This is a genomic window from Methanolapillus africanus, from assembly GCF_032714475.1.
Taxonomy (GTDB): Archaea; Halobacteriota; Methanosarcinia; order Methanosarcinales; family Methanosarcinaceae; genus Methanolapillus; species Methanolapillus africanus.
Genome location: NZ_JAWDKD010000013.1, coordinates 70,476 through 96,548 on the forward strand (window position 1 = coordinate 70,476; position 26,073 = coordinate 96,548).

Annotated in this window: 24 protein-coding genes and 1 tRNA gene; 13 read left to right on the plus strand and 12 right to left on the minus strand. The window is 45.1% G+C overall.

Features of this window, described 5'->3' with window-relative positions; translation table 11 throughout:
* Positions 1-47: 47 nt before the first annotated feature.
* The 3 genes from MsAg5_RS03475 to mptA all read right to left on the minus strand — a co-directional run bounded on the left by MsAg5_RS03475 (position 48) and on the right by mptA (position 2,783).
* A complete protein-coding gene (locus tag MsAg5_RS03475) occupies positions 48-1,310 on the minus strand; it encodes an ArsB/NhaD family transporter (RefSeq protein ID WP_338099232.1) in 1,263 nt (420 codons plus the stop codon).
* Between the two features lie 134 nt (positions 1,311-1,444).
* Positions 1,445-1,786 (minus strand): DUF2098 domain-containing protein, encoded by a 342-nt coding sequence (locus tag MsAg5_RS03480; protein WP_338099233.1) that lies wholly within the window; start codon positions 1,784-1,786, stop codon positions 1,445-1,447.
* Positions 1,787-1,829: 43 nt separating this feature from the next.
* Entirely contained in the window at positions 1,830-2,783 is a 954-nt protein-coding gene (mptA, locus tag MsAg5_RS03485) for a GTP cyclohydrolase MptA (RefSeq protein ID WP_338099234.1), read from the minus strand.
* A 601-nt stretch (positions 2,784-3,384) separates the two neighbouring features.
* Here mptA and MsAg5_RS03490 point away from each other — a divergent pair.
* Both MsAg5_RS03490 and argB read left to right on the plus strand, forming a co-directional pair.
* A complete protein-coding gene (locus MsAg5_RS03490; protein WP_338099235.1) occupies positions 3,385-3,675 on the plus strand; it encodes a non-histone chromosomal MC1 family protein in 291 nt (96 codons plus the stop codon).
* 453 nt (positions 3,676-4,128) lie between these two features.
* Positions 4,129-5,058, plus strand: a complete 930-nt coding sequence (argB, locus tag MsAg5_RS03495; protein ID WP_338099236.1) for an acetylglutamate kinase — start codon at positions 4,129-4,131, stop codon at positions 5,056-5,058.
* Between the two features lie 23 nt (positions 5,059-5,081).
* Here argB and MsAg5_RS03500 read toward each other — a convergent pair whose 3' ends face one another.
* The 4 genes from MsAg5_RS03500 to MsAg5_RS03515 all read right to left on the minus strand — a co-directional run bounded on the left by MsAg5_RS03500 (position 5,082) and on the right by MsAg5_RS03515 (position 9,686).
* On the minus strand, positions 5,082-5,231 hold the full coding sequence (locus MsAg5_RS03500; RefSeq protein ID WP_338099237.1) for a hypothetical protein: 150 nt from the start codon (positions 5,229-5,231) through the stop codon (positions 5,082-5,084).
* Between the two features lie 438 nt (positions 5,232-5,669).
* On the minus strand, positions 5,670-7,589 hold the full coding sequence (locus MsAg5_RS03505) for an alkyl/aryl-sulfatase (RefSeq protein WP_338099238.1): 1,920 nt from the start codon (positions 7,587-7,589) through the stop codon (positions 5,670-5,672).
* A gap of 303 nt (positions 7,590-7,892) precedes the next feature.
* Positions 7,893-9,029: an isocitrate/isopropylmalate dehydrogenase family protein gene (locus tag MsAg5_RS03510; protein ID WP_338099239.1), complete on the minus strand. Its 1,137-nt coding sequence runs from the start codon at positions 9,027-9,029 to the stop codon at positions 7,893-7,895.
* 150 nt (positions 9,030-9,179) lie between these two features.
* Positions 9,180-9,686: a 3-isopropylmalate dehydratase small subunit gene (locus MsAg5_RS03515; protein WP_338099240.1), complete on the minus strand. Its 507-nt coding sequence runs from the start codon at positions 9,684-9,686 to the stop codon at positions 9,180-9,182.
* A gap of 200 nt (positions 9,687-9,886) precedes the next feature.
* Between MsAg5_RS03515 and larE the strand changes: the two genes are divergently transcribed.
* The 4 genes from larE (at position 9,887) to MsAg5_RS03535 (ending at position 13,890) form a co-directional block, all read left to right on the plus strand.
* Positions 9,887-10,819 carry an ATP-dependent sacrificial sulfur transferase LarE gene (gene larE, locus MsAg5_RS03520; protein ID WP_338099241.1) on the plus strand — a complete coding sequence of 311 codons (933 nt, stop codon included), beginning with the start codon at positions 9,887-9,889 and terminating at the stop codon, positions 10,817-10,819.
* Positions 10,816-11,355, plus strand: a complete 540-nt coding sequence (locus tag MsAg5_RS03525; protein WP_338099242.1) for a GNAT family N-acetyltransferase — start codon at positions 10,816-10,818, stop codon at positions 11,353-11,355. Before larE ends, MsAg5_RS03525 begins: the two co-directional genes overlap by 4 nt.
* 247 nt (positions 11,356-11,602) lie before the next feature.
* The gene (locus tag MsAg5_RS03530) at positions 11,603-13,300 is read left to right on the plus strand and encodes a carbon starvation CstA family protein (RefSeq protein WP_338099243.1); all 1,698 of its coding nucleotides are present in this window, start codon (positions 11,603-11,605) and stop codon (positions 13,298-13,300) included.
* A gap of 26 nt (positions 13,301-13,326) precedes the next feature.
* The gene (locus tag MsAg5_RS03535) at positions 13,327-13,890 is read left to right on the plus strand and encodes a DUF531 domain-containing protein (RefSeq protein ID WP_338099244.1); all 564 of its coding nucleotides are present in this window, start codon (positions 13,327-13,329) and stop codon (positions 13,888-13,890) included.
* Positions 13,891-14,044: 154 nt separating this feature from the next.
* On the opposite strand, the gene MsAg5_RS03540 is transcribed toward MsAg5_RS03535, so the two are convergent.
* Positions 14,045-14,197 (minus strand): hypothetical protein, encoded by a 153-nt coding sequence (locus tag MsAg5_RS03540; protein WP_338099245.1) that lies wholly within the window; start codon positions 14,195-14,197, stop codon positions 14,045-14,047.
* A gap of 4 nt (positions 14,198-14,201) precedes the next feature.
* A complete protein-coding gene (locus MsAg5_RS03545) occupies positions 14,202-14,519 on the minus strand; it encodes a hypothetical protein (RefSeq protein ID WP_338099246.1) in 318 nt (105 codons plus the stop codon).
* A gap of 94 nt (positions 14,520-14,613) precedes the next feature.
* Here MsAg5_RS03545 and MsAg5_RS03550 point away from each other — a divergent pair, with 94 nt between their 5' ends.
* Both MsAg5_RS03550 and MsAg5_RS03555 read left to right on the plus strand, forming a co-directional pair.
* A complete protein-coding gene (locus MsAg5_RS03550) occupies positions 14,614-14,955 on the plus strand; it encodes a hypothetical protein (RefSeq protein WP_338099247.1) in 342 nt (113 codons plus the stop codon).
* A gap of 49 nt (positions 14,956-15,004) precedes the next feature.
* Positions 15,005-15,754: a ribonuclease H-like domain-containing protein gene (locus tag MsAg5_RS03555; protein ID WP_338099248.1), complete on the plus strand. Its 750-nt coding sequence runs from the start codon at positions 15,005-15,007 to the stop codon at positions 15,752-15,754.
* A gap of 448 nt (positions 15,755-16,202) precedes the next feature.
* Here the strand turns inward: MsAg5_RS03555 and ilvE are convergent, their stop codons facing one another.
* Entirely contained in the window at positions 16,203-17,087 is an 885-nt protein-coding gene (ilvE, locus tag MsAg5_RS03560) for a branched-chain-amino-acid transaminase (RefSeq protein ID WP_338099249.1), read from the minus strand.
* Between the two features lie 123 nt (positions 17,088-17,210).
* Positions 17,211-18,305, minus strand: a complete 1,095-nt coding sequence (gene darG / locus MsAg5_RS03565) for a type II toxin-antitoxin system antitoxin DNA ADP-ribosyl glycohydrolase DarG (protein WP_338099250.1) — start codon at positions 18,303-18,305, stop codon at positions 17,211-17,213.
* 197 nt (positions 18,306-18,502) lie between these two features.
* Here darG and MsAg5_RS03570 point away from each other — a divergent pair.
* A tRNA-Arg gene (locus MsAg5_RS03570) sits at positions 18,503-18,577 on the plus strand.
* A 69-nt stretch (positions 18,578-18,646) separates the two neighbouring features.
* On the opposite strand, the gene MsAg5_RS03575 is transcribed toward MsAg5_RS03570, so the two are convergent.
* Entirely contained in the window at positions 18,647-19,609 is a 963-nt protein-coding gene (locus MsAg5_RS03575; RefSeq protein ID WP_338099251.1) for a hypothetical protein, read from the minus strand.
* A 403-nt stretch (positions 19,610-20,012) separates the two neighbouring features.
* Here MsAg5_RS03575 and MsAg5_RS03580 point away from each other — a divergent pair, with 403 nt between their 5' ends.
* From MsAg5_RS03580 to aroE, 4 genes are all read left to right on the plus strand, one after another.
* Positions 20,013-22,982, plus strand: a complete 2,970-nt coding sequence (locus MsAg5_RS03580) for an S-layer protein domain-containing protein (protein ID WP_338099252.1) — start codon at positions 20,013-20,015, stop codon at positions 22,980-22,982.
* A 68-nt stretch (positions 22,983-23,050) separates the two neighbouring features.
* A complete protein-coding gene (locus MsAg5_RS03585; protein ID WP_338099253.1) occupies positions 23,051-24,178 on the plus strand; it encodes a 3-dehydroquinate synthase II in 1,128 nt (375 codons plus the stop codon).
* Positions 24,179-24,248: 70 nt separating this feature from the next.
* Positions 24,249-24,995, plus strand: a complete 747-nt coding sequence (gene aroD / locus MsAg5_RS03590; RefSeq protein ID WP_338099254.1) for a type I 3-dehydroquinate dehydratase — start codon at positions 24,249-24,251, stop codon at positions 24,993-24,995.
* Between the two features lie 143 nt (positions 24,996-25,138).
* A complete protein-coding gene (gene aroE / locus MsAg5_RS03595) occupies positions 25,139-26,044 on the plus strand; it encodes a shikimate dehydrogenase (RefSeq protein ID WP_338099255.1) in 906 nt (301 codons plus the stop codon).
* Positions 26,045-26,073 lie beyond the last annotated feature (29 nt).

A 26,073-nucleotide genomic window follows, 5' to 3' on the forward strand; every position in this document is an offset into this window, starting at 1 on the left:
CAATACTAAAAACAGCGGATGCACTCTGAACCCTGAATTTAAAGTTGTTATGATAACAGCATCAGCCAGCCGATAAATAAAACCGTTTGCGCAATCGTTAACGGAATTCCGAATCTCAGGAAATCCAAAAATGTCAGCGTTTCCTTCTGTTTTTCCGCATTTTGAATAATGATAATCGTACTGGCGGCGCCGAAAACAGACAAGTTCCCGGCCAATGTGCTTCCGGCTGCAAGCGTCATGTAGCTGACAACCGGCGCGGCCGCATTTTCCAAAACAGGCAACACGAATGTCACGTACGGAACATTGGAAATGAATTGACTGATCACGATACTGATCAAATACAGAGCCGGAACTGACGCCTCAAATCCGGCCGGCAAAAGATTTTGGAAAAAACCGGTATCATAAACCGATTTCATCAAGATGAACATGGACACGAAAAACAGAAGTGTTGTCCAATCGACTTTTTGAAGCAACTCGACACGGCGGTTTGAAAAAATAAGGAGAGGAAGCGCGCCGAAAAGCGCAATGAACAGAAGTGAAAATTCATAGCCGGCAACGGATGCCATAATTAAAAGCGCGATCATCACAAAAACCACAACAACTGACAGTTTTGTCAGCAACAAAAATCCGGGTGCAGCCTTTGGTTCTTCCGGAATTTCACAACCGACAACTGCGCCGGTTTCATCCAAAATCGGATTCTCACAAACCGTTTTGTTGAATTTCAGCGACCAAGCCAAAAGGAAATAAACCATCAATAAACCGATCACGGTCGGAATGAACAAATAATATAGAAACAGCAAAAACGGTTCATGAAGACCGCTTGACGCGATCAGCAAATTTTGCGGATTGCCGATGGGCGACGCAGTACTTCCGGTCGTTACGGCGGCCGCCAGCGCAAACAGCATGGTTTTGGCCGGGACGTTATATTTTTTGGCGCACCACAGCGCAAACGGCGTTCCGATAATGGCAACGGTGTCGTTCATCAGAATCGCGGAAAAGAATCCGGCGGCAAAAATAAACCAGAAGAGCATTTTCTTTTGAGAACGAATACCGGCAAAAAGCGAATCGGCGTAGGAACGTAAAAGCCCGGACAGATCGATCGCGGCGCCGACGACGAACATGCCGAACAGAAACAGAATCGTTTCCCATTGAATGGCGGAAAAGGCGTCCGGGATTGAAATTTGACCCAGCAGAAGGACAGCAACCGCACCGGCGGTCATAATGCCCCAAATCGGGAGACGGAAACTGCCGATCCGGCGGACCGCAATCAAAATGAAAACAAAGAAAAGAACGATGACGGCAAGTTGCATAGTGATCAATGATGCGGCGTCCGATAATATTTAACAAATATTTCTACAAATCAAAATAGAGGACATGAAAAATGCCGAATTTAAAAAATCCATCAAAAAATTAAATAAAATAAAAAACGGCAGACGGTTTTAATTTAACCGGCGCCGCCCATTTCAACATTTTCAGTACTGGCGGATCCCGCAACTTCTTCACGCATGCGGATCTTTTCTTGGATTTCGTCTTCCAAATCTTTTCTTTTGTCAGCCGCCTTTTTGATTTCGGGCGTGATTTCCAAAAAACCGATTTTGTAATAAAGTTCGGTCGAGTCCAAATAAGCCCAAACACCTTCGTCGTCTTCCATAATTTCCAAAATATAGCCGACGGTTCCTGTGTTGATGTATTTGACAAAGTCGCCGACTTTCATCGGAACGCCGCGGACGTCCAAGACTTGAAGGTCCTGACCGTTTTCTTCTTTGTTTTTGTCCGAAGTTGTCATGCTTTTTCCTACGCTTTTGAATGATTTATATTATTCGCAAAACTCATCCGTGTGCGATTTCATCCCGGATGTCGCCGATGCGGGCGATTCTTTCGGCAAACGCATTGTGTTTGTGAATGCTTTCCTCGTTGATTTGCTTAATCGTGACCAGCGAATCGTCCGACAAATCGGGGAACGTTTCCACGACTTTTTTCGCCATCGTCCGGACGCAGTCTTCCACGAATTTCGGGTTTTTGTGCGCGCGCTCGACGACAACTTTTTCGTCCGCGCGTTTGAGGACTTCAAAGACGTTGGAGCTCATCGATTCTTCGATAATTTTGATGATTTGATCCAAACTCACGCCTTTGGTGTCGGTGGTTTGAATCGAAATAATGCCGCGGCCGCGCTGGTTGTGCGTCGCCATCGGCACTGCCTGCAAAAAGGCGGCAATCTTTTCCGGCTCAACGCCCAATTTTTGGAGCTGCTGCTCCGCTTCTTCCTGCATCATGGATTGCGCGCACGGACAAGCGGTCATGCCCATGACTTCCGCGCCGATTGTTTTTTGGACGCGGACGCAGCCGTCGTTTTCCGTTCGTTCGGCCACGGCGTCGGCGAAAATATCCACGAATTGCTGGCATTCGATTTCGGTTGCCGGCGATTTTCTCTTGAGAACGTATTCGCTGCGCATGCGCACTTCTGCGCGCGAGGCGTATTCATGCCGTCCAATCAAATTTTCGGCGATGTCGCCGCACAAATCTTCAACTTCATAAACGGGCAAATGGAAAATGTTGTTGAGCGTTTCGTCGACCGCTTCAAAATTACGGGACAGGTTGGCGCCTTTGCGGTCGGACGGGAGGTCGACGAAAATGTCGAAGGACGATGTTAAGATAATCGGCCGCTTGTTGTCCCGCTTGATTTCAACCAGTTTTTTAACGTCGGTCACACCGACACGTGTCAAATTAATCGGAACGTTGGGTTTATTGGCCTGAACGTCCGGAAGAATCGGGCATGCCTTCATTTAGTGTTTACCTCTATTGTTTTTAAAAAATGAAACGCATTTTGACACATCGCTGCGCAAAACGCGTTGCAAATTATTTATTTACTTTCTAATTATAAATGAAAATATTATTCGAGTAGCCAATATTTTCTGCGGATATAAAAGCTTGTTCTCAAATGAAATTCGTTTATTCATTTATTCGTTTATTCGTCTATTTTTTGTTTCTTGATCTTTTTATTTATGATAATTATCTGATTTGCAAAACTTTTGTCCGTCCTTTGGGTTCTTTTGGGCAATTTTCAGATATTTTTAAAATCTATATAGTTCATCCTCTCGTTCTTCTTTTTAAAAATGAGATTTTGGGGAGGGTTACGATAGTATTCAAAAATAATATGATTTCGCTAAAGATATGTTTTTCAAAAATCGTTGTCAATTGACTTATTTTTTCGGTGGAAATTGAAAAATATTCACATTCATGTATAAAATTAGCCTCTGCCTGAAAAAAAATAAAAAAATCGTTAAAACGGCGTTAAAAGAGTCAATATATAGATAAACTATATATATAAGAACTGCCAATTCACTCACTAGCAATATATTCAATATTATTGCAAAGGTGATTAAGATGGCAGAAACAAGAAACTTTGTTTTAAGAGAAAAAGATGGTACCGAATCCGGTGTCTTTACCGGTAAACAACCCAGACAAGCAGCTTTGAAAGTTGCAAACCGCGGCAACGGCAACAAAAAGAAACCGGAAACAATCATGCTCCGCGAGAGAGGAACCAAGAAAGTCCACGTCTTCAAGGCCTGGAAAGAACTTGTTGACGCTCCGAAGAACAGACCGTCCTGGATGCCGGCAAAAATCAACAAGCCGTTCGTTAAAAAAGTCGAAATCATTAAACTCGACGAGATTTAAGCTTGAATGAAATTTATTTTCATTGTTGTTATCTCTCAGCAAAAGTGAGCAATCACTTTTGCTTTTTTTAATCCCTTCCCAACTTTTGAAATATTTTAATATTTCTATATTCTAACATTTTTGTATTTTTATTAATTCCTGTTTTATCAAAATCTTTAAGAGAACAAAAGGACTAGGCATTATTTGATAATTTTATTTTTATGAATCCCATCATTTCATTTATTGATGATCATTGGATTATTTACTGATTGGATGATTCATTGATTGAATGATTCATTGATTGAATGATTCATTGATTGAATGATTCATTGATTGAATGATTCATTGATTGAATGATTCATTGATTGAATGATTTATTGATTGGATTTATGGCTCTATTCATTGATTTTATTCATTTATTCATTGATTATTTTATCTTGATCTACATCAAATCACTCACAGCAGATGGATAATATGACGGACAAAATTACGGGATTAAAGTTTGAAGACGTTTTAATCGAATCCCTTCCTTACATTCGGGATTTTTCGGAATCAATCATGGTGATCAAAGTCGGCGGCAACGCGATGATGGGGCCGGAAGCCGCGGCGAATTTAATGGACGAAATCGTCCAAGACATTGTGCTTTTGCATTTCGTCGGCATCAAAACGATCGTTGTCCACGGCGGCGGTCCCGAAATCAATGAAAAGATGGAAAAGATGGGCAAAACGCCGAAATTCATCGGCGGTTTGCGCGTCACCGACGACGATACGCTTGAAATTGCCACCATGGTTTTGGTCGGCAACATCAACACAAAGATGGTGTCTCTCATCAACAAATACGGCGGAAAAGGCGTCGGTTTAAACGGCGTTGACGCCAATCTGATTCAGGCGAAAAAGAAACGCACTCAGAAAATCGTTGTCGACGGCAACGAAGAAGACGTTGACATCGGCTGGGTCGGCGAAACCGAAATCATCAACCCGAAACTGCTCCGGATCATGATTGAAAACGGCTACATTCCGGTCATTTCACCGGTCGCCGCCGAAAAGAAAGGACATATGCTCAACATCAACGCCGACACCGTTGCCGGCGACGTCGCTGCCGCGCTCGGCGCCAAAAAACTGATCATGATGACCGACATTTCCGGCGTTCTGCGCGACGTCAAAGACAAAACCAGCCGCATTTCCAAGATCGAAATTTCCGAAATTGACAAAATGATCGACGATGAAATCATCACCGGCGGTATGATTCCGAAAATCCGCGGCGCCGAAGTGGCCGTCCGCAGCGGCGTTGAAGGCGTTCACATTATTAATGGAAGCACGCCGCACTCGCTTTTGTTGGAACTGTTCACCGACATCGGTGTCGGAACAATGATCTATAAGAAAGAAGAAGGTGAGGAAGAGTAAAACTCACTTTTCTTTTCATTTTCTTATTTTTCTCTTTGTTTCTTATTTTTCTCTTTTCTGTTTTTTTCCGGCGGCATTGCGCGCGCGTTATGGCGATCATTTTTTTTCAAAATCAAGCAAAACGATCCTCTGATTTTTATTTTCAGGAACTGATTTGCATCTTCCGTTTCCAAAAATACACATATTTCTTGGTACCGTTTTGCACCTTACTGTTTCCAAAAATACACATGTTTACTTGTTCCAATTTGCATCTTACTGTTTCTAACAATACACATGTTTACTTGTTCCAATTTGCACCCACTGTTCACTATTCCAATCCTAATTATACGCGATATCCGCTTAAACAGACGCCAAAGGCGTCTGTTTAAGCGGGGTGGTTTGCTTGGATAATGAAAAAGTGAACTCTAAGTTTTAAAAATAAAACAAAAAAGTGGCTCTGAAACGCCAAAAGTAATACAAAATACCAACCACTGGTTTTTGAAAACATAAAACGAAAAGTGTCGCCATAACGCGCGCGCCGCCGCCAGCTCAAAAAAAGAAAAACAAAAAAAGAAATCGCCAAGATGAAACAAATCATCTTGACTTTCATAGTTGAATTTATTTAAAACAAATCAGGGCGTCATGATGTTGATGTCCAATGTGAACTTGTCCATCACGTCGAAGAACCGCTGAACTTTCTTGGCGTCGCCGTCGATTTTCACGTTTCCTTTCTTCACCAAACCGTCCACGGTGTCGAGTCCCAAGATCAAGTGGGAGAAATCGTCGCGGGAAAGCTTCACTTTCGCGTCGAATTTCGGATACTTCTTGTCCTTGTGGAAGTTCAGCACGCCGTTTTGAATCCGGAGCGCCCAGGTTGTTTTGCGGTCGGTTTGCTCAAAGTCGATGATAATCGTTTCATCCCCGACTTTGGGCGCGTTCAAGTGTGCCGCCATGAAGTCGAAGAACATTTCATCGTCCATTACGTTCGTCAAATCCGGGTTGATGGTGCTGGTCGTCGGGTTGGCGCTCTTGCCCACTGCCGCCAAACGCAGCTCCAACGCGCCCATCAAATAGACGCAGCGCCATGTTCCGCACTCACATTGGTATCCGAGTTGCTCATAAATGTCGGCCAGCATGTTGAGCGCGTCCACATTTTTCGGTTCGGCAAAGACCAAGCGGTTGCCGATTTCGGCCGCCCAGCGGTATTCGCCTTTGTCAAACGCTTCTTTGGTCTTGGCGAGAACGGCTTTGGAGCCGCCGCCGAATTCCACATATTTCTTGGCCGCGTCTTCCGGCGGAAGCGGGTGCAGGTTCGCCGGCACCATGTCGAAGAAGCCGAGATACTTTTGGTAAACCGCTTTCGCGTCATGGTTCCATGTGCCGTAATAGCCGCGCATCGCCCATTTTTTACCGAGCGCGTCCGGCAAAACCATCATTTCCGCAACTTCCAAGGACGTGTAGCCCAAATTCATTAAGCGGAGACACTGGTCGTGCATATATTTGTAAGAATCGCGCTGAAGTTCCAAAAAGGCGCGGCAGCGGTCTTTTCCCCAGGTCGGCCAGTGGTGAACGGCGCAGATGACTTCGGTTTTGTCGGCATACGTTTCAATCATGCGGTCCACGGATTTCCACCACATCCGGGCGTCGCGAACTTCAGTGCCGCGCAATGTGTACAAATTGTGGAACGTGTGGGTGATAATTTCGCCCGGCAACAACAGTTTGAATTGCGGGAAGTACATAATCATTTCAGATGGGGCTTCCGTGTGGGGTGTTTGCATAAATTCAAATGTCACACCGTCAATAACAATGTCTTCCACATCTTTTTTAACAATATATGTCGGCGGGAGAATCGAGTGTGTTCCGCCGCTGCCCATTCCTTTTCCGAGGCCGTCATCCACCTGTGCTTTCGCATTTTTCGGTAAAATGGTGCCGTATTGGTCGTAAGTACGCCGGGACATGATGTTTCCGACATAAGCGTTTTCGCTGACCACTTCAAATAAGAAATTGTCCGGCACGTAAATTTGAACTTTTCCGGATTTGACGTCTTCTTCGCTGATGAGCCCCCGAATGCCGCCGTAGTGGTCGGTGTGGGAGTGTGTAATAACAATGGCCTTGATCGGTTTTTTGTTGACGTTGTCGCGGTAAAGTTTCATGCAGGCTTTGGCGGTTTCATCGGACGTCGTGCAGTCGATGACAATGAGACCTGTGTCGCCTTCAATAATCGTCATGTTGCCCATGTCCAAATTCCGGGCCTGATGAACGCGGTCCATCACTTTAAACAGACCGTGAATGTTGTTGAGCTGGGCTTGCCGCCAAAGACTCGGGTTGATCGTGTCCGGGCAGGGTGCACCGATTTTTTGATACTCATAAGATTTTAAATCCCAAATCAAATGGTCGCCTTTGTCATTGTAAATACCGTCGCCTTGAACGGTTGCAATGAATCCGCGCTGAGCGTCTTCAAAATCTTGTTTGTCATCGAACGGAAGCTCTTTTAAAATAGCGGCATTCGCCTCTTTGGTGAATTTTGTCGCATCTTTGGATTGAATTGTCATCTTATCACACTCGGATTGATTAAAATAAATAAAATAAAATGGACTTTGTTATTTTTTAAATATATGCCCATTTTTATTTTACACCATATATGTTAATCAAATATATATAATTATAACTTGAAAAAAAGCCGAATGGATAAAAACAGCAACAGTCGCATTTGAAAAAAAAAGCGGGCCGATATTTGCCGATTTACAAAAAATGATTGCTGTAACGCGCGCGTTGGCTGCCGCAAAAACGAAAAACTGAAAGATAAAAAACTGAAAAATAAAAAAACAAAAAGAAATAAAAAAAGGAATCAGGAATTAGTTTTTCCCGATTTCTTTGACAATTTTCGCGACGTCCGTTCCGACTTCGGAACATTTGTTTGTGCCGCCCATATCTGAAGTTTTCACAATTCCTGCAGAAACGTTCTTTTCAATCGCGTTCACAATCGCGTCAGCAGCTTTGGATTCGCCGAGCGTGTCGAGCAAGAGCGCGCCGGCCCAAATGGTGGCCAACGGGTTGACTTTGTCCATACCTTTGTATTTCGGGGCGGAACCGTGAATCGGTTCAAACATGCTGGTGCCTTTCGGGTTGATGTTGCCGCCCGGCGCAAGGCCGAGGCCGCCCTGAATCATGGCGCCGAGGTCGGTGATGATGTCGCCGAACATGTTCGGGGTCACGACGACGTCGAAAAATTCCGGGTTTTTAACAAACCACATGGTGACGGCGTCCACGTAATTGAAATCCGTGGCGACGCCCGGATAATTCTTGCCGACTTCGGTGAAGTTTTCCCGCCAGAAACCGTAAATGTCGGACAGAACGTTCGCTTTGTCCACCGATGACAGGTGGTTGTTGCGTTTCGCGGCCAAATCGTAAGAATATTCAATCACACGGCGGGTGCCTTCTTTGGACACCATGCCGATTTGGTAAGCGATTTCTTCGCTGTCGGTTTCGACGTCAAGACCGAATTTTGCGGAATAAAGCTGGCGTTTCACTTCCAGAAGGTCTTTTTTCTCGCCCTTTTTGGCGCGGCCGCCGATACCGATGTAAAAGTCTTCCGTGTTTTCGCGGACAACAACAAAGTCGATGTCTTTGGCGGTTTTGCCGCGAATCGGAGATTCGATGCCGTCCAAAAGTTTGATCGGGCGCAAGTTAATGTATTCGTCAAAGTAAAAACGCATGTTGAGCAAAATTCCTTTTTCAAGAATGCCCGGCGTCATGCGCGGGTCGCCGAGAGCCCCCAAATAAATCGCTTTGTATTGGGACAATTCTTTGAGCGTGTCTTCGGAAATCAGCTCGCCCGTTTCCAAATAGTGGTCGGCGCCGTGCGGATAGTCGATCCAGTCCACGTCGAATCCGAAAACTTCTCCGGCCGCGTCAATCACTTTTCTGCCTTCACGAACGATTTCGGGACCGATGCCGTCCCCGCCGATAACCGGTACTTTGTATTGAGTCATTTTGAAAACTTCCAATGAATATGTTTTTTGATGATTTGATTAATTTTGATAAATGAATTAAATTTGAATGAATTAATTATTGAGTTAATTCATTCAAATTAATTTGAATGAATGATTCAGGTCGAATTTTTGAATAAATCCGGTTTCGATTTACTCAAAAATTTCTTGCCGGACATGTTTGACAAGTCCGCCGTCGTTGACGATTTCCATGAGGAAATCCGGCAGCGGCGTGGATTTGTATTCTTCCTTTTTGGTCAGATTTTTAACGGTGCCGGCGCTTAAATTCACTTCTAAAACGTCGCCTTCCGCGATTTTATCCGCGTCGGCGCACTCGATCAGCGGTAACCCGATATTGATCGAGTTTCTGAAGAAGATGCGGGCAAAGGATTTGGCGATCACGCAGCTGACGCCGGAGCCGATCAAAGCCAAGGGCGCATGCTCGCGGGAGGAGCCGCAGCCAAAATTGCTGCCGCCGACAATGATATCTCCCGGTTTTACTTGGGCGACAAAGTCCGGGCGGACGCTGCAAAACGTGTATTTGGACAATTCCTCGGGCGTGTTGTAAATCAAGCAGGTGCCGGAAATGATCGCGTCCGTGTCGACGTCGTCGCCGAATTTGAAAGCCTTTCCTTGAAAAGTATTGTTTATTGCTGTCATAATGACTCCACTTCAATCTACGTTGATTTAAATTTTGTGCATTGAATAATTTGTACAGAATAATTTTAAATAATCTCAAAACGAAACTACATTAATGTTTCATATTTAAATTTGTATATTTGGTTTACATATCCAACGATGAATATATAAAATAATTTAAAACGTATATTTCGATTGACAATAACAGGCGGTGAAAAACAATGGCTGTTTCCGAAATTTTCCGGACCGAAAAAAAAGAGCAAGAATTAAAAGATTTCTTTGCGCGCCGCAAAAACGTCCTTGTTGCGTTTTCGGGCGGCGTCGACAGTTCGCTTCTCGCCGCGGTGGCCGCGGAAACGCCGGGCTTAAAAGTTTTGGCCGTCACCGTTTCTTCTCCTTTGGTTCCGGAACGCGAACTTGAAAACGCACGAAAAATCGCTGCCGATATCGGTGTTTCGCACATTCTTCTGGAAAAAAGAATGCTGGACATGAAAGGCATCCGGAAAAACGAACTCAACCGGTGTTTCGTGTGCAAAAAAGAAATCATGGAGTCGCTCATCCAAATCGCCAAGGATCAAGGGTTTGAGGCCGTCGTCGACGGCACCAACTATTCCGACGTGATGGGAACCGTTTCCCGCCCGGGATACAATGCGATTTTGGAAATCAACAACAATTCCGATTTTAAAATCCAAATGCCGTACGTGGAACTTCAAATTACCAAGGACGACATCCGGAAAATGTCCAAAAAAAGAAAGGTGCTTTCTTCCGACAAGCCGTCGATGTCGTGTTTAGCCACGCGTTTTACATACGATACGGTCTTAACGCCGGAGCTGCTCAAAACCATCGACACCGCCGAAGAAATGATGGTCAAATGCGGCTTTTCTCAAATCCGAATCCGCTGCCACATTGATTCCGAACGCCGAAAGTTCGCCCGCATTGAAATTAACAACAGCGAAATGGAAAAGTTGTTTGATTCGACGCCGTGCAACGGTTCAGGCGTTTCAGGCGTTTCAGGTATTTCAAGCGGTTCGGTTGGATCGAGTGGTTCAAACGGTTTAAAAATTCAATCCGTGATTGATTTTCTGAAAAAGAGCGGATTTTCATATGTGACTTTGGATCTGGAAGGATTCCGAAGCGGGAGCATGGACCTATGACTCGGGATAACGATACGGAAGAATCTGAAACTGCCGCCTGTTCCGATTCGGCGGCAAACATTCTTCAAGCGAAAATTCGTCCGGCAACGGCAGAAGACGCCGTTTCGATTGACGTCATTCTTTCCACCTACTTTTTGGACCGGGAAGACGTTCCGCACGAAAGATTTTTGGTGGCCGAAATTGATGTCAAAGGCCGCCCCAAGATTATCGGCTGCGCCGTTTACGACCAGCGCTGTTCGGTGAATTTCCAATCATTTTATGAAATCCATACGATTGCGGTTTTGCCGTCCTATAAAAACAAAGGCGTCGGCGCGCAGCTTTTGCTGGCCATGTCGACGGATATTTTATGTTCCGGAAGTCCGGCTTTATCGACAACGATTTACACCCGAACAACGTCGCCGGAATTCTTTATTAATCAGGGATTTTCCGCAATCGACGACTCGGAAAAGAAAGAGCTTTGGACGGAATGCCGCGATTGTCAGAAATTCGAATCCTGCGTTCAAAAAGCGCTTTCTAAAATAATCAAACACAACTAATGTCAACACAATTAATGTCAACACAATTAATGTCAACAAAAATCATTTGTTGACTTTTATTATTTTTATTCATCTTTTAAATTCATTATTTAAGTCTGTTTTAAAAAACGGTTTATTAATATTCATTAAAATAAATATATATGTCATCAAATCCTTTTCAATTTTTTGATAAATCTTGATTTGTAAATTTGATTTGTAAATTTGAAAACGATGGTTTGTGACTTTTGACGAATAACAGGTGGGAACAATGAACGGTATCATTTTAATGGGCGGGTCCATTATTATCCTCGCTCTGGCATACATTTTATACGGCAAATGGCTCGAGCGGACATGGGGCGTCGACCCGAAAAAAGAAACGCCGGCGCACACGCTTCAAGACGGCGTGGATTATGTTCCGGCCAAAAAGAACGTTTTGTTCGGGCACCAATTTTCATCCATCGCCGGCGCGGGTCCGATCAACGGTCCGATCATCGCGGCGATGTTCGGCTGGCTTCCGGTTCTGCTTTGGGTTCTCGTCGGCGGTATTTTCATCGGCGCCGTTCACGATTTCGGCGCGCTTTACGCCTCTGTCAAAAATGAAGGCAAATCGATGGGTTACTTGATTGAAATGTACATCGGCAAAAGCGGTAAAATCTTCTTCTTGCTTTTCGTTTGGTTGTTATCGATTTTAGTCATTGCGGCTTTCGCCAACATTGTCGCCGGTACGTTTTCCGGAATGACTTTGAGCAGCAGCGGTGAAACGGTGATGAATTACTCCAACGCAGCCACCGCGTCCACGTCGATCATGTTCGTTTTGGCAGCGCTTCTTCTGGGCGTTTTCGTTTATTTCAAAAAGCCGAATGCCATCGTTTCGACAGTTGTCGCCGTTGTTCTCATTATTATCTGCCTGGCCGTCGGCATGACTTATCCGATTTATTTGTCCGAAACCACCTGGCTCTACGTCGTTTTCCTCTACATTTTCGTCGCGTCGGTGACGCCCATTTGGATTTTGCTTCAGCCGCGCGACTATCTCTGTTCCTTTTTGCTTTTGGCCATGATGGCCGCCGCCTTTGTCGGCATTATCGTCGCCAATCCGACCATTCAGCTGCCCGCTTATTCCGGTTTTGTCGTTAACGGACAGTATTTGTTCCCGATGCTTTTCGTGACCGTTGCGTGCGGTGCCGTTTCCGGATTCCACAGTTTGATTTGTTCAGGCACGACGTCCAAACAAATCGACAATGAACGCGACATTCTTCCGATCTCGTTCGGCGCAATGCTGGTGGAAGTGCTGCTGGCGGTCGTTGCCATTATTGCCGTCGGCGCCATCGCCGTCGGCGGACAAATTCCATCCGGAACGCCGCCTGTCATCTTTGCGACAGCTATTTCCGGATTTTTGGCGACCGTCGGTTTGCCGGTCGAGTTGTCCTATACCTTGATGACGCTCGCGATTTCCGCGTTTGCGCTGACGTCTTTGGACACGATTTCCAGAATCGGCCGCCTGACGTTTTCCGAACTTTTCATGAACAGCAATCCGGAAAAGAAAAACACGTCTTGGAACAAAATCATGGGCAACAAATTCTTTGCAACCGCAGTGACGCTTTTCCTCGGATTTTTGTTGTCGCTGGGCGGCTACCTGAATATTTGGTCGCTGTTCGGCTCCGCCAACCAGCTTTTAGCGGCGCTGACGCTGATCGTTTTGGCCGTTTTTCTCAAAAAGACGAACAAGAAAGGATTTATGTTGTACATTCCGATGATTTTCATGATGGCGGTGACGTTTTCGGCGCTTTCTCTCACGGTGTTGAAATTGTTTGAAAAATTATTTATCACCCATGACTTTATCATCTACAGCGACGGTCTTCAGTTATTCTTCGCCGTTTTGCTTTTCGGTCTCGGTATTTCCGTTTCCATCAAAGGCATCCAAAAGCTGTGGGGAACAAAAGCGGATAAAATACAAACGGCCGCCTAAATAAGATTTAAAATTGATGTGAATTTATGTTAACGCTCGGCATTGTCAATATGTATGACAAAATTAAAATCGTGGACGCCCACTACCGCGCCATTGCGCGGGCGGCCCCGATTTGTTACGCTTATGATTTTTCGTTGGCGCTGTTCGATTTTCCGTTTAAGATGGAAAAAGAAGAATTGGTGGAATTTGTCCGGGGAGAGACGACCATCGGCGAATCCGGCAAATATTTGGAACTGCTCAACAACGAACACCACCTTTATGTTTCGGATTTGCCGCCCAAAGGCTTTCCGGCGCACTTCGGCTCCATCGTGACGACGACGTCCAAACCGTCCCCGCAAAAAACGCTGACGCCGCTGGACGTCGCCGACGGGAATCTGAAAAAGAAATCGTACATGTTTTTGGTCGGACTCGGCCGGAAAGGATTGCCCAAGGACTTGTTTGAGCGGGCGGAATACCATTTGGACATCACGTCCAAACGCATTTCCCTGGAAACGTGTACGGCAATCGGCGCCATTCCGACGCAGATCAACGCGCTTACGTTTGCTTTGGATCAGAAAAACAAACTTCAGCATCAAAAAGAGAAACAATAACGGACTCTGATTTTTATTGGCGCGCCGTCAGAAACGATCGCCATAACGCGTGCGCGGATGCCGCGCAAAACCAAAAAAAAGCCCGGGAAACAGGTGTTTCCCGGGCTTCTGATGGAAAAGATAAACGGATGACATCCGTACGTTTACATGTCTCTTACATCATGGTCAAAAGCCACGCCAGCCCGAAAATGGACAGGAGAAGGAAGAGTTTTCCGAATGTAACCGTTGTTTTGCTGACTGTACTGAATTCTGTGTTTGTATTTTTGTTTCCTTTTGTCTTTAAATCGACATTTTGCATAGACTGCATTGTCTCATATCCTTTTGAGATAAAATCTCATATTCTTTTGAGGTTTATCACTGGTTTGAATAGTGCATTTTGCTTTTGCATAATTGCAATGGAAATGGTGCTTCAAATCTATATATACTTTCGCTTCATGACTTTTTTCATCAAAAAGGCATTCTATTGACATTGCGCCAACCCCTGTTTTCCAACGAAAACACCCGCCGAAGAACCGAAAATAAACAGCATGCGGCTTAAAGAAATGCAAGCGGGCATATGGTTTCATGATATTTTTATTGAGCAGGCCGGATATTTGTCGGCAAAACGAGCTTGAAATGACCGATTCCATTTACTAAATATACATTGACGTTGAATTATGCTGTACGATCGTCAAGTCATCCTGAGTCCGTTGTCACGGCTCATAACTTTTAGGGGAATCAAAAATGAATTTAACACAAAAAAAAATAATTTTATTGGTTTTGCTTGTGCCGAGCGTCTTTTTTTTGGCTTGGAAATACAAAGAACCGTACGGGTTTTTTATGTTTATGAATTTGAGTTTAGGCGCTTTTTGCATTTATGAATCGTTGAATCCGAATTCTCTCCCTTTGCCGAAAATTTACGATGCCCTTTTTTTAGTTTTCGGACTCTGCTGTTACGCAATTGTCGCGTGGGCTTTGTTTTTTGAAAGCACGTTCAATCCGTTTGTGGCCATCGTTATTTTGATTGCGTTGATTGCTTACGTGATTTATTTTTTGTATACGACAAAATCCAAAAAAGTGTTATGAGGGAAGGACTGACCGCAGCATTCAATAAACCGGAGGTGTTTTTCAGATTATGCTTCGAAATTCTTACATTCAAATGGACGGCATCGGCAAAGGCGCCGAAAAAAGTATTTGGGATTCCGGCGTCGAATCTTGGGAGGACGCCGCCGCCCAACTCAGCGAACTGCCGATTTCCAAAACGAAAAAAGCAGCGGTGGAGAAAGGAATTGATGAATCCGCCGCACACTTGAAAGATCAAGACCACTTATTTTTTGCAGACCGGCTGCCGTCAGCGGAACACTGGCGCGCCTATTCCGAATTTTCAGATTCTGTCGCTTTCGTCGATATTGAAACGACCGGCCTGGCGCCCGGATACGACACCATCACCGTTGTCGGAATTTATAACCGGAAAGAAGCAAGAACCTACGTCCAAGGCATTGATTTGGACGACGTCGTCGACGAACTTCAAAAATACAAAATGCTGGTGACGTTTAACGGCGCACGTTTCGATTTGCCGTTTATCAAACGCGAATTTCCGGGAATCGAATTCAGTCCGCTTCACATGGATCTCATGTATCCGCTCAAACGCATCGGTTATTCCGGCGGTTTGAAAAAAATCGAACGAACGCTCGGCATTGAAAGAGACGAAGATCTCAAAAGCGTCGACGGTTTTGAAGCCGTCCGCCTTTGGCGCCGGTACGAACGCGGCGACGAAGAGGCCTTGGACACGTTGCTGCGTTACAACAAAGAAGATATTGTGAACCTGGAAACGATTATTGACAAAGTTTACCCGTCTTTTATCCGGAATTGTTTTGAAAAATAAGTTTCCCGATTTGATCGGGTTTTGTTTCTGTTTTCGGTTGTTATATGATTCATCAACAAAACGATGAATCATAAAATTATTTGTTATATGAATAAAACTATCAAAATAATTCTGCCCCGTCTTTTCCTTTGGAGAAACAGCAGCAATTATCCTCTTTTCTAATTTATTCTATTTTTAATAAATTTATTTTAATAAAGATGTTTACCGTTTTTTGTTTTTTATATTTTTATTTTTATCTATTTATTGTTGTCTGATTTGAAAAAAGGATCTCTTCATTTTTCGACGCCGTTTCATAAAAATGATTGCGACCACGCGCACGCAGCGTCCGCCGGAAAAACACAAGAAAATCAAAAAACACAAAGAAGAAGAGAAAATAGAAAAATAAAAAAAAAGAAAAAATGAGTGAAAAGAGAAAGAAAAAATATAAAAAATAAAAACAGGAATCCGATTATTTTTTAATCGGCGTTCCGGTTGTGCTTGTTAATTTTTCGAATCTTTTCACCATATCGAGGGTGATCGGTCCCGGCTTTCCGGTGCCGATGTTGCGTCCGTCCACGTAAACGACCGGCGCGGCTTCGGCGGCGGTGCCGGTGACGAAGATTTCGTCGGCGGTGTACACATCAAAGAGGCCGATTTCTTCCACTTTGACCGGGATTTTCGCTTCTTGGAGAAGTTCAATCGCGGTTGCGCGGGTGATTCCTTTTAAGTTGCCGATGGTTGGCGGGGTGTAAACGACGCCGTTTTTAATCACGAAGATATTGTCGCCCGAACCTTCGGCGACGCGGCCGTTGTTGTCGAGGAAAATCGCTTCGTCGGCGCCTTTGGCGTTCGCTTCGATTTTGGCCAAGATGTTGTTCAAATAGTTCAAGGATTTGATGTTCGGCGGCAGAGCGTCCGGAGCCACGCGGCGAATGCCGACAGTGACGGCTTTTAAGCCCACGGTGTACAAATCGCCGTACATGGAGCCCCAGTATTTGGCAATCACGTAAACATTGGGTTTCGCGCATTTGCGCGGGTCAAGACCTAAGTCGCCGTCGCCGCGGGAAACGATCGGGCGGATGTAGGCGTCGGTCAAGTTGTTGACGCGAAGGGTTTCCAAAATGGCTTCCGACATTTGTTCTTTCGTCATGCCGATGTCCAAGTCGATGGCTTTGGCGGAATCGAACAAACGGTCCACGTGTTCTTTTAATTTGAAGACACGGCCGTTGTAGGCGCGGATGCCTTCAAAGACGCCGTCTCCGTAAAGGAAACCGTGATCAAACACCGATACCCGGGCTTGTTCCTGCGGAACGAATTTGCCGTTCATGTAAATTAAAGTCTCTTGTTCACTCATGAAAATCACTTTCATTTTAATTTATAACAAAAAATCAAGATGTATCAAATTCTCAATTCATTTAAATGTTTTCTTTAAAATCTGAAAAAATTTATTTTTATTCTTATAAATGTGGTGTCTTGATTATGCTTTTCTTTTTTGGCTGCCGGTCGGCAGGCTGTATCCGATTAAGTTTTTTTGAATTATTTTTGTTTGACTCAAATAATTGATTCCGTCCCTGATTTCTTCACCACTGCCGTTTTTTGTTTTTGCCGCCGGACTTTTAAATTCGAAAACAATTTCATCTTCCGACAATGTTCCTTTTTCTCGGATCAAATACAGGATCTTGGTTATGTTTTCCAACAGGCGGTCGTCGTGAACGGCGTTCACATAATTTGCCGCTTCTTCGATGGCGGACGACAACGTATTCAATTTACTCTCCACAGATTTGCTGACGAGCGTGCGATATGTCATTTTATACGCTTCATGGAGGCTTACATCGTAAGCCTTCAGAAATGTTTCAATGTCCTGCTCAATCTTGTTTATTGAATTTGAATACGGACCCTGTTCGTTTAAAACGAGTTCATGTTCGTTTAAAACGAACGTGAATTCGTTTTGCTGAGAAAAAACATTGACAAAAAAAGCGGCTGCTTGAAGGCGAAAGTTTCCCGAAGGGTTTAATTTTTCTTTGATTTTCATGACAATCAAAGCGGCGGCAGACAGTTTCGGGGCGGCTGCCGGCTGTAGAATGTGATCTTTCGATTCGTTTTGAGATTCTTGAAATCCGGCCTGAGGCTTGTTTTGAGCCGGCTCATAGACGTACACATGCACATCCGTCTCCGATAAATATTTTTCAATCAGCGGTTTCACGTCCGCCCAGTTTAAACCGCCGTTTCCGCAGCCCAGCGGCGGGACAGCAATCGAAGAGATGTTCAGTTCCGGAATCAATCTCGCCAATGCCGCCAGTCCTTTTTCGATGTATTCCGGTTTGGAATCTTCTCTCCAATTGTCTTTTGTCGGAAAATTAACGATCATTTTTCCGTTTTCCGAATGGCAATGAAGTGTTCCGATTCGCAGTGATCCGTTTTGGCAGGCCTTGATGTATTCTTTGTTGTTTTCGGGATATTTCAGTTTAAACTGGTATGCGAGTCCTTTTCCCATATATCCTTCACAGTTGACCGTATTGACGATACAGTCCGCTTCCGATTCCAATATATTTCCCGTCGCACTTTCAATCATTTTTTCACCTCAGTTTTTTTTGATCCCCGCTTATTAATTTTAATCAGACGATCCGGTCCGCCTCCGTCTTTCGCACCGTCTCCATTGTTTCTCTCCTTTGTTTTTATGCCTTTTTCGGTCGTATTGCATAAACTATATATGGAAAAAGAAACGTTTCTCATCCCCAATCGATGAAAATCGATGAGAACCCGCTTTTTGGGCTCGTGGCTTAGCCAGGATATAGCGTCGGGCTTCTAACCCGAACGTCGGGGGTTCGAATCCTCCCGGGCCCGCTTTTCTTTTATTTTCATTTTTTAAATCCTTTTTTTTGTTTTTTCTTCTTTGAGACGCTTCTCTTTTCGTCATCCGAACTCGATTTCAATTTCGGAAACGACAATTTCGATTTCAAACGGAATCTCCGATTCCATTTGAATGATTTTCGTTTCCGGATCAAACGCTGACGTCCATCCCGGCAATGCATTGAGTTTTTCAGCTGCTGCAGCCATTTGTTCCTCAATCTTTTTGTTCCGATAGTTGTAAAAATCCGAAAATTCTGATGCCGGCAAACTGTTCGGAACGTATTGAATTTCCAAATAATTGACCCGGTCCCGAATCGTTGCGGTTTTTGTCACGTCAAACCGGATGTTTTTTTGATCGGATTCAACAGCCGGCGTATGACTTTTAAAAACCTGTCCGGACAATGAAATGAGCGTTTTGCCGTCGTTTTGCGTGACGGCTTGCGGCGAAAATACGGACGCTGCACCGTTTCTTTGAGCCAAAATAAATGACGACGGACCGTAAAAATACATCTGATCCGGCAGGTGATCGTATGTTTTGAAAAATAAAACAGAACCTTGGCTCAGCGTTAACGCTTCATACGGTTGGCGCGTTTCATTTTCATCTTCATCCCTATCGGTTTCCGGTTCTGAGAATGAATGATTTTTCGCAATCAGAAACGTTGAACTTGGAGGAAGCGTTGCGTTCGTCCAAATCAGAAAACATCCGGCGTTTTCATCGGCAAAAACAGATGAATTTTCAGCCGCAATGATTTGATTTTCCGAAAGCGAATAATTCCGTCCGGTAAACGAAACGGATTGTTTCATCAGCCGGTCCATTTTTTCTGAAAAAGAAACGACGGCGGCAAAAAACAGCCGCTCTTCTTTTTCTTCCGCTTTTTGAGAAATCGCAGGCAGCACGTCGGCGGCGATCACAGACGCGGCGACGGCTGCGATTCCGAGTAGCAAAAGCGCGCCGAAAACGGCTGAGGCGCCGGATTTGTCTTTGAATAAACGGTATATGAGATTCTTCTTTTGCTTCATTGTCATCCCGGGACAGAAAACAAGAATCTATTTCAATCTTTTTAAATAATTTTCATTTGTATGGATTCTTTTTTTATTTAATTCATTTTCTTTTATTGAAAAACGATGGCCGTCGTCTCAAAAACGGTTTTGAACCGATTCATCTGTTTTGGTCCGGTTCGTTTTCAAAAAAAGTATCGTAAACGGGGAGAGCAAAAAAGTATTATAATATAAAGAAGGCATAATATCATTAAAACCGTTAAAACGTGAATCAGAGATTTAATTCCAAAATTAAACCGTTCTTCGTCAGCCGTTTAATTTTAAGCCACATCCCTCTTTGATTCTTTGCTTTCATGCAAGTTTTTCCATTATCGATTTTGATTTGTTTCACACACAATTCGCCTCATTCACACAATTCAAAGGTATCTCTATGAACATTCGAAAACAAGCGCCACGAAAACTATTATTGTTTCTCATTCTTCTTTTAACCGTCGCGGTCTGCCTCAACGCAGCCACCGCTGCCGAAACAAAAGGAAGCAACATTTGGGATGAAGACCAAAGAATGCCGTCCACCTACAACTGGACGCCGTACATCTATTCCGGATTTTACTATGATGCGGACACGAATTTGTACACGGAATCTTTGGAAATGAGCATCACCACGTCGAACCGGTCTATCGATTCTTCAAACGCCCGCTACACAACGGAAGTTGAACCGGCTCGGTTCGCTTATGCCGACTGGGGCAGCTATAATTTTATTGCCTGGCTCGGCGATCCTTATTTTGCCGGATACGACCGGTACAATTCCAGTGACCGCAACGACACCGCCTATTTTGCGAATTCCAATGTGAGCGCGCTTTCCGAAAAGAAACTGTTTGAAGTGCTCATCAATGAAAAATCTGAACGCAAAATCAGTTCCGGCGACACGCTCAGTTTGGAAAACGGTTACCGGATTAGAATTTCAGATGTGAACAACAGCAGCCAAGAGTTCAGAATTTCGCTTGAAAAAGACGGCAGCGCCGTGAAGAACGAAACTGTTTCCCGCAACTCGACCTTTGTTTACGAAAAGAATTTGGATAACATCGGCACCACGCCCATCATCGCCGTTCACGTCAAAGAAGTGTCGGACGGCAAAGCTGTGATCGACGGCCTTTTCCAAATCTCCGAAAAATCGACCGACGTTTCCTTGAATAAGCGCGTCGACGCCATGGAAATCACCAGCGTCAACAACACGACCATCGTCATGAAAAACCCGAGCCGGATCGATTTGTCCGCCAACCGCAACGTCACGCTGATGGACCACATCAAAATCAAAGTCGGCGACTCCTCAAAACTCCGCTTTGAACTCGTTTCCGATCCGAAAACGGACGCTGAAAAGAAGTATCCGTCCCGCAGCACGGTTTACGACCGCAACGACAACAACATAAAAAGCTGGACCGGCCGCAGTTATGACGGATTTACTTATGTTTGGAGCGACGGATCCACACCCGAAAACTTAACGATTGACATCAGCGGCAGCATCGGGCGCACCATCAATCCGAAAGAAATCAGTTACGAAATTCTGTCTTACAATTCCACATTCAATTATTCCGACTGGGGCGGATTCCGCTCGGTCAGCATTGCCGGCGACGAGTATTTTGCCGGTTACACGGCGTACAGTTCTTCGAACCGCAACAACACAACCAATTTCACCAGCAGCGATTACAATATCTTGGAAAAGGGACAGATCTCCAAAGTGTTGGTGAACAACAACAGCAGCCGCAGTTACGGCACCGGTTCCGAAATTTCGCTTGAGAACGGCTATTCTTTAAAACTGAACAAAATCGAAGGCGAAAACAGCAGCAAGACGCTGAATATGTCTTTGATGCGCAACGGCTCCGTTGTGGAAAACGTCAGCGTTTCTGAAAATCAAAATTATATGTACAAAAGAACCATCGGCGACGTCAGCAATGTGCCGGTGATCGTCGTCCGTATCGGCTCCATCTTTGTCGGCAGCAGCAGCACGGAAATTTCCATCCCGGGCATTTTCCAAATCTCGGAAAACGCGACCAACGTCACGGCCGGACAGCGCATTGACAACATGCGGGTGGAATACACGAGCAAGAACGGCTTTTATTTGCTGAACAACGACACGATCGATTTGTCCCGCGGCCGCGACATCAAATTGGTGAACAATTTGTCCATCCACGTGGCGGATTCCGATACCGTTCGTTTCTTCTTTTTCAACCAAAACGGCACGTCCAACAACACGTCCAAATCGTTGAAGTTCGTTCTCCCGGATTCCATTTTCCCGTACCAGGAGTTTGACATTAAAGTGCTGGCCGCTGACGGCAGCAGCTGGATCAACGCCGAAGGCGCCCAGGTGAAAGTCAACGGCAACAGCATCGGCAACACGGATTCTTCCGGCACGATCCGGTACACGCCGGGCGATTCCGGAACGTATGAGTTCTCCGCGGAAAAGAGCGGCTATTCGACCATCACCACCAGTAAATCGACGACCGATCCCGAAAAAACATTAACGATGACGGCGCCGGATTATATTTTTGCAGGCGACACATTTGTTATTTTTGTTCGCGATGACACGAACATGTACATTTCCGGCGCTTCCGTCTATCAAAATGACGCTCTCGTCGGCACGTCCGACGACAACGGCTCCGTTTCCGTAACCGCGCCGGCCGCCGGATATTATGCGTACAAAGCCACAAAACCCGGTTATGCGCAAGGCACGATGGAGAAGCAGATTCTGGCGTACGGTCCGTATTTTGCGGTGACGAACGCGTCGCTGTCGGAACTCAGCTTTGGATTCAATCAACGAACGAAAATTCCGTTTGAAGTGACCAACGTCGGCAAGGAAAAAGGAACGCAGAACGTTTCTATCACATACAACGGGCAAACCACGACGAAAAAAGTGACGCTCGACGTCAATGAAACCAAAACCGTTTCATATACGGTGAAGCCGGAAACCGTCGGCTACAATGTAATTACGGTCGACAACCAATCTTTTGCTTTTTATGTCAATGAGGACGGAAAAGGCAGCGGATTGACTCTGTTCCCGGATTCGATTTCCTGGAAAACGGTCGGTCTGATCGGCGGCCTTATTTTGCTGATTATTCTGATTGCGGCGGGAATTTGGTATTATATGAAAAATAAGGATCAAGACAAATCCAAAGGCAAGAAATCGCCGTCCAAAAGCAAGCCGTCGTCCAAAACGACGTCTTCCAAATCGTCAAGCAAACCGGCTTCCAAAGCCGCCGCAAAACCCGCGGCGAAACCGGCGCCCAAACCGGCGAGCAAGCCCAAAGAAAACACGCACAAGTATTCCAGCAGCAACAAACCGGCGGAATTGAAAAACAGTCAGAAAAAGGCGCGTGCCGCTGAAGAAAAAAAAGGTAAAACTTAATAGTAAGACGACTATCCGTCTATTCAATAAAATATAAAATATAAATATTGACGTAACGAGGAAATATCATGAAAACCGCATGGATTAAAGCCGACGAAGGCGATTGGGAACAAAAGAAAGACAGAATTACGATGGGTCTTGAATCCGGCGTCGACTTCGTTTTTGCCGGTGCGGCCGATATTTCCAAAATCAAAAAGCTCGGCGCCGTTAAAGTCGCGTGCTTTTATGATGAAGAAAAAGAGGGCGCCGACGTTTTGGTCATGGACATCACGCCGGAAAACAGCGATGTTCTGGACGATTACACCGAGGCGCTCAACATTAAAATGATCCGGGATTTGAAGCGCGCCGGAAAAACGATGGCAGGCTATGTGGACATCCAAAACAAAAAATCGGAAGTCTACGCCGCCGAAGTCGGCAAGCAGCTGGATTACCTGATCATTTCCGCCAACGACTGGCGGATTATTCCGCTTGAAAATTTGATTGCGGCGCTGGAGAAATACGACGTCAAAATTATCGCGTGCGTCAGCTCCGGCGACGAGGTCAAAACGGCGTCTCAAATCTTGGAAAAAGGCGTTGACGGCGTTTTGATTGACTGCGACGATCCGGACGAAATTCGGGAATCGGTTTCGGCGATCAAATCTTGCGACCGCATTCACGAAACCTTAACGCCGGCGACGGTCACAAAAGTTCAGCCGCTCGGCATGGGCGACCGCGTTTGTGTCGACACCTGCAATTTGATGGAGCCGGGCGAAGGCATGCTGATCGGATCACAATCTTCCGGCATGTTTTTGGTTCAGGCCGAAGTCGAGGAAAGCCAGTATGTGGCGTCCCGGCCGTTCCGCGTCAATGCGGGCGCCGTTTATTCGTATGTGAAAGTCGGCGACATGACGCGCTACTTGTCGGAACTTCAGGCCGGCGACGATGTGACGATTGTCAATGAAAAAGGCGAAACGCGTCCCGGTATTGTCGGCCGCGTTAAAATCGAATCCCGCCCGATGATGCTCGTTGAAGCCGAAGCGGACGGCAAGAAAATTAAAGTCATTCTTCAAAACGCCGAAACCATCAAACTGGTGAAGCCGGACGGTAAAACGGTTCCGATCACGAGTTTAAAAGAAGGCGACAAAATTTTGGTCAAAACCGAAAAGGCCGGCCGGCATTTCGGCATGACCGTTACCGAAAAAATTATTGAAAACTGATTGAAAAACGGTTTCATTGATTGAAAATATTCATTTCGTTCGTCATCAACTGTTTGCGAGTTGTGTTTTTATGAGTCAAAATCCGAATCAAGATCTGCAACTTTACCCGGCGGTCGTCGGCACCATTTCCGAAGACGCCGTTCACTCCGCTTTTCTCGGGCGGGAATTGGGCGCCGATATTCTGGAAATCCGGTATGATTTGATTTTAGGGGACCTGATGTCCAAATTTGACGAAAAGATGGTCAAAAAGGAATGTGTTTCCATGATCCGCAAAATCCGGGAAACCGGTTTGCCCATCATCGCGACGTTTCGTTCCAAAAGCGAAGGCGGACAAATGGATTTGAGTGTGCGGGACCAATTTAAATGGATCCATTTTATCACGCCGCACGTTGATTTTGTGGATTTGGAATGGTCAAGTCCGAAAAGCAAAATTAAAAAATCGGTGGAACTGGCGCAAAAGAGCCAAACGCAAGTGATTATTTCTTCTCATTACTTTGACAAAATGCCGTCTCAAAAAGCGATGGTTAAAATGCTGACCGGATCTCAAAAAGCAGGGGCCGACATTTCCAAAATCGCCGTCTCACCCAAGAACGAAGCCGATGTTTTGAAACTGTTTGAAGCCGGACTTGCGTCTCAGGACGCGGAAGCAAATGTTTGTTTGATTGCGATGGGCGGTCCGTTTCGGTATTCCCGAATTATCGCGCCGGTTTTCGGTTCGGTTTTGTCGTACGGCTACATTACAGCGCCGGTCGCGCCGGGGCAGCTTCGCGTGGATGAAGTCAAAAACGGATTCAGAAGTTTGAATTTGAGATCTTGATTGATTGAATTAGAATTCAATTGATTTTCTTGAATTCTTCATTCTTTTGAATTCTTTTCACATTTTATTTTTGTTTTTTAATTTCATTTTTATTTTACATTTGTTTTATTTTTTATTCATTCAAATCTCGGAAATCAGATGAAATGTCCAATGTTCAAAAATACGGGGTTTTCGGCGACCCGATTCACCATTCTTTGTCTCCCGTGATGCACAACGCCGCCTTTTCAAATCTCGGGATTCCGGCCGTTTATGAGGCTTTTTTGGTCAAACCCGGCGATTTGGAACATGCCGTTTTAAAAGCCAAAGATGACGGCTTCCGGGGATTGAATATCACCATTCCGCACAAAGAATCCGTTTTAAAATTCGATTTTATTTCACCCGATCCGTTTTCAAAAATGGTCGGCGCCGCTAATACGCTCCGTTTTTTGCCAACCGGCATTGAAGCGTTTAACACGGACGCCATGGGCGCGCTTTTGGCGCTGGAATCTGAAAATTGTTCCACGGACGGCAAAAATATTCTGGTGATCGGCGCCGGCGGCGCTTCCCGGTCCATTTCTTTTTTGTTCGGACAGCGGCAAAATCCGCTCAAAATCATCAACCGAACCGCGGAAAAAGCAGAAAAGCTGGCGGCGGAAATTTCCGGAAAAACAGGAAACAATGTATCAGCCGGCGGTTTTTCAAATCTGCTAGACGATGTCGAATGGGCGGATATTATTATTCAGACGACGGAACTCGGTATGGGAAAATATGAGAGCGTTTCCGTTTTCGATCAAACGGAATCGGTTGATTCGGATGAAAATTTGCGCAATAATTTGCTCAAAAAATATTTAACTCCGAACACGGTTGTTTTCGATATTGTCTACAATCCGAAGGAAACAAAATTCTTAAAGGAAGCCAGAACAGCCGGCGCCAAAACAATCAACGGAACCATGATGCTTGTTTATCAGGGCGCTTTGGCGTTTGAGCTTTGGACCGGGCAAAAACCGGATGTTTCCGTTATGAAAGACGCGGTTTTAAAAGCGCTTGACGCCAAACAGAATGAGAAATAACTTTCAGTCATTTATTATTTAAATTAAAA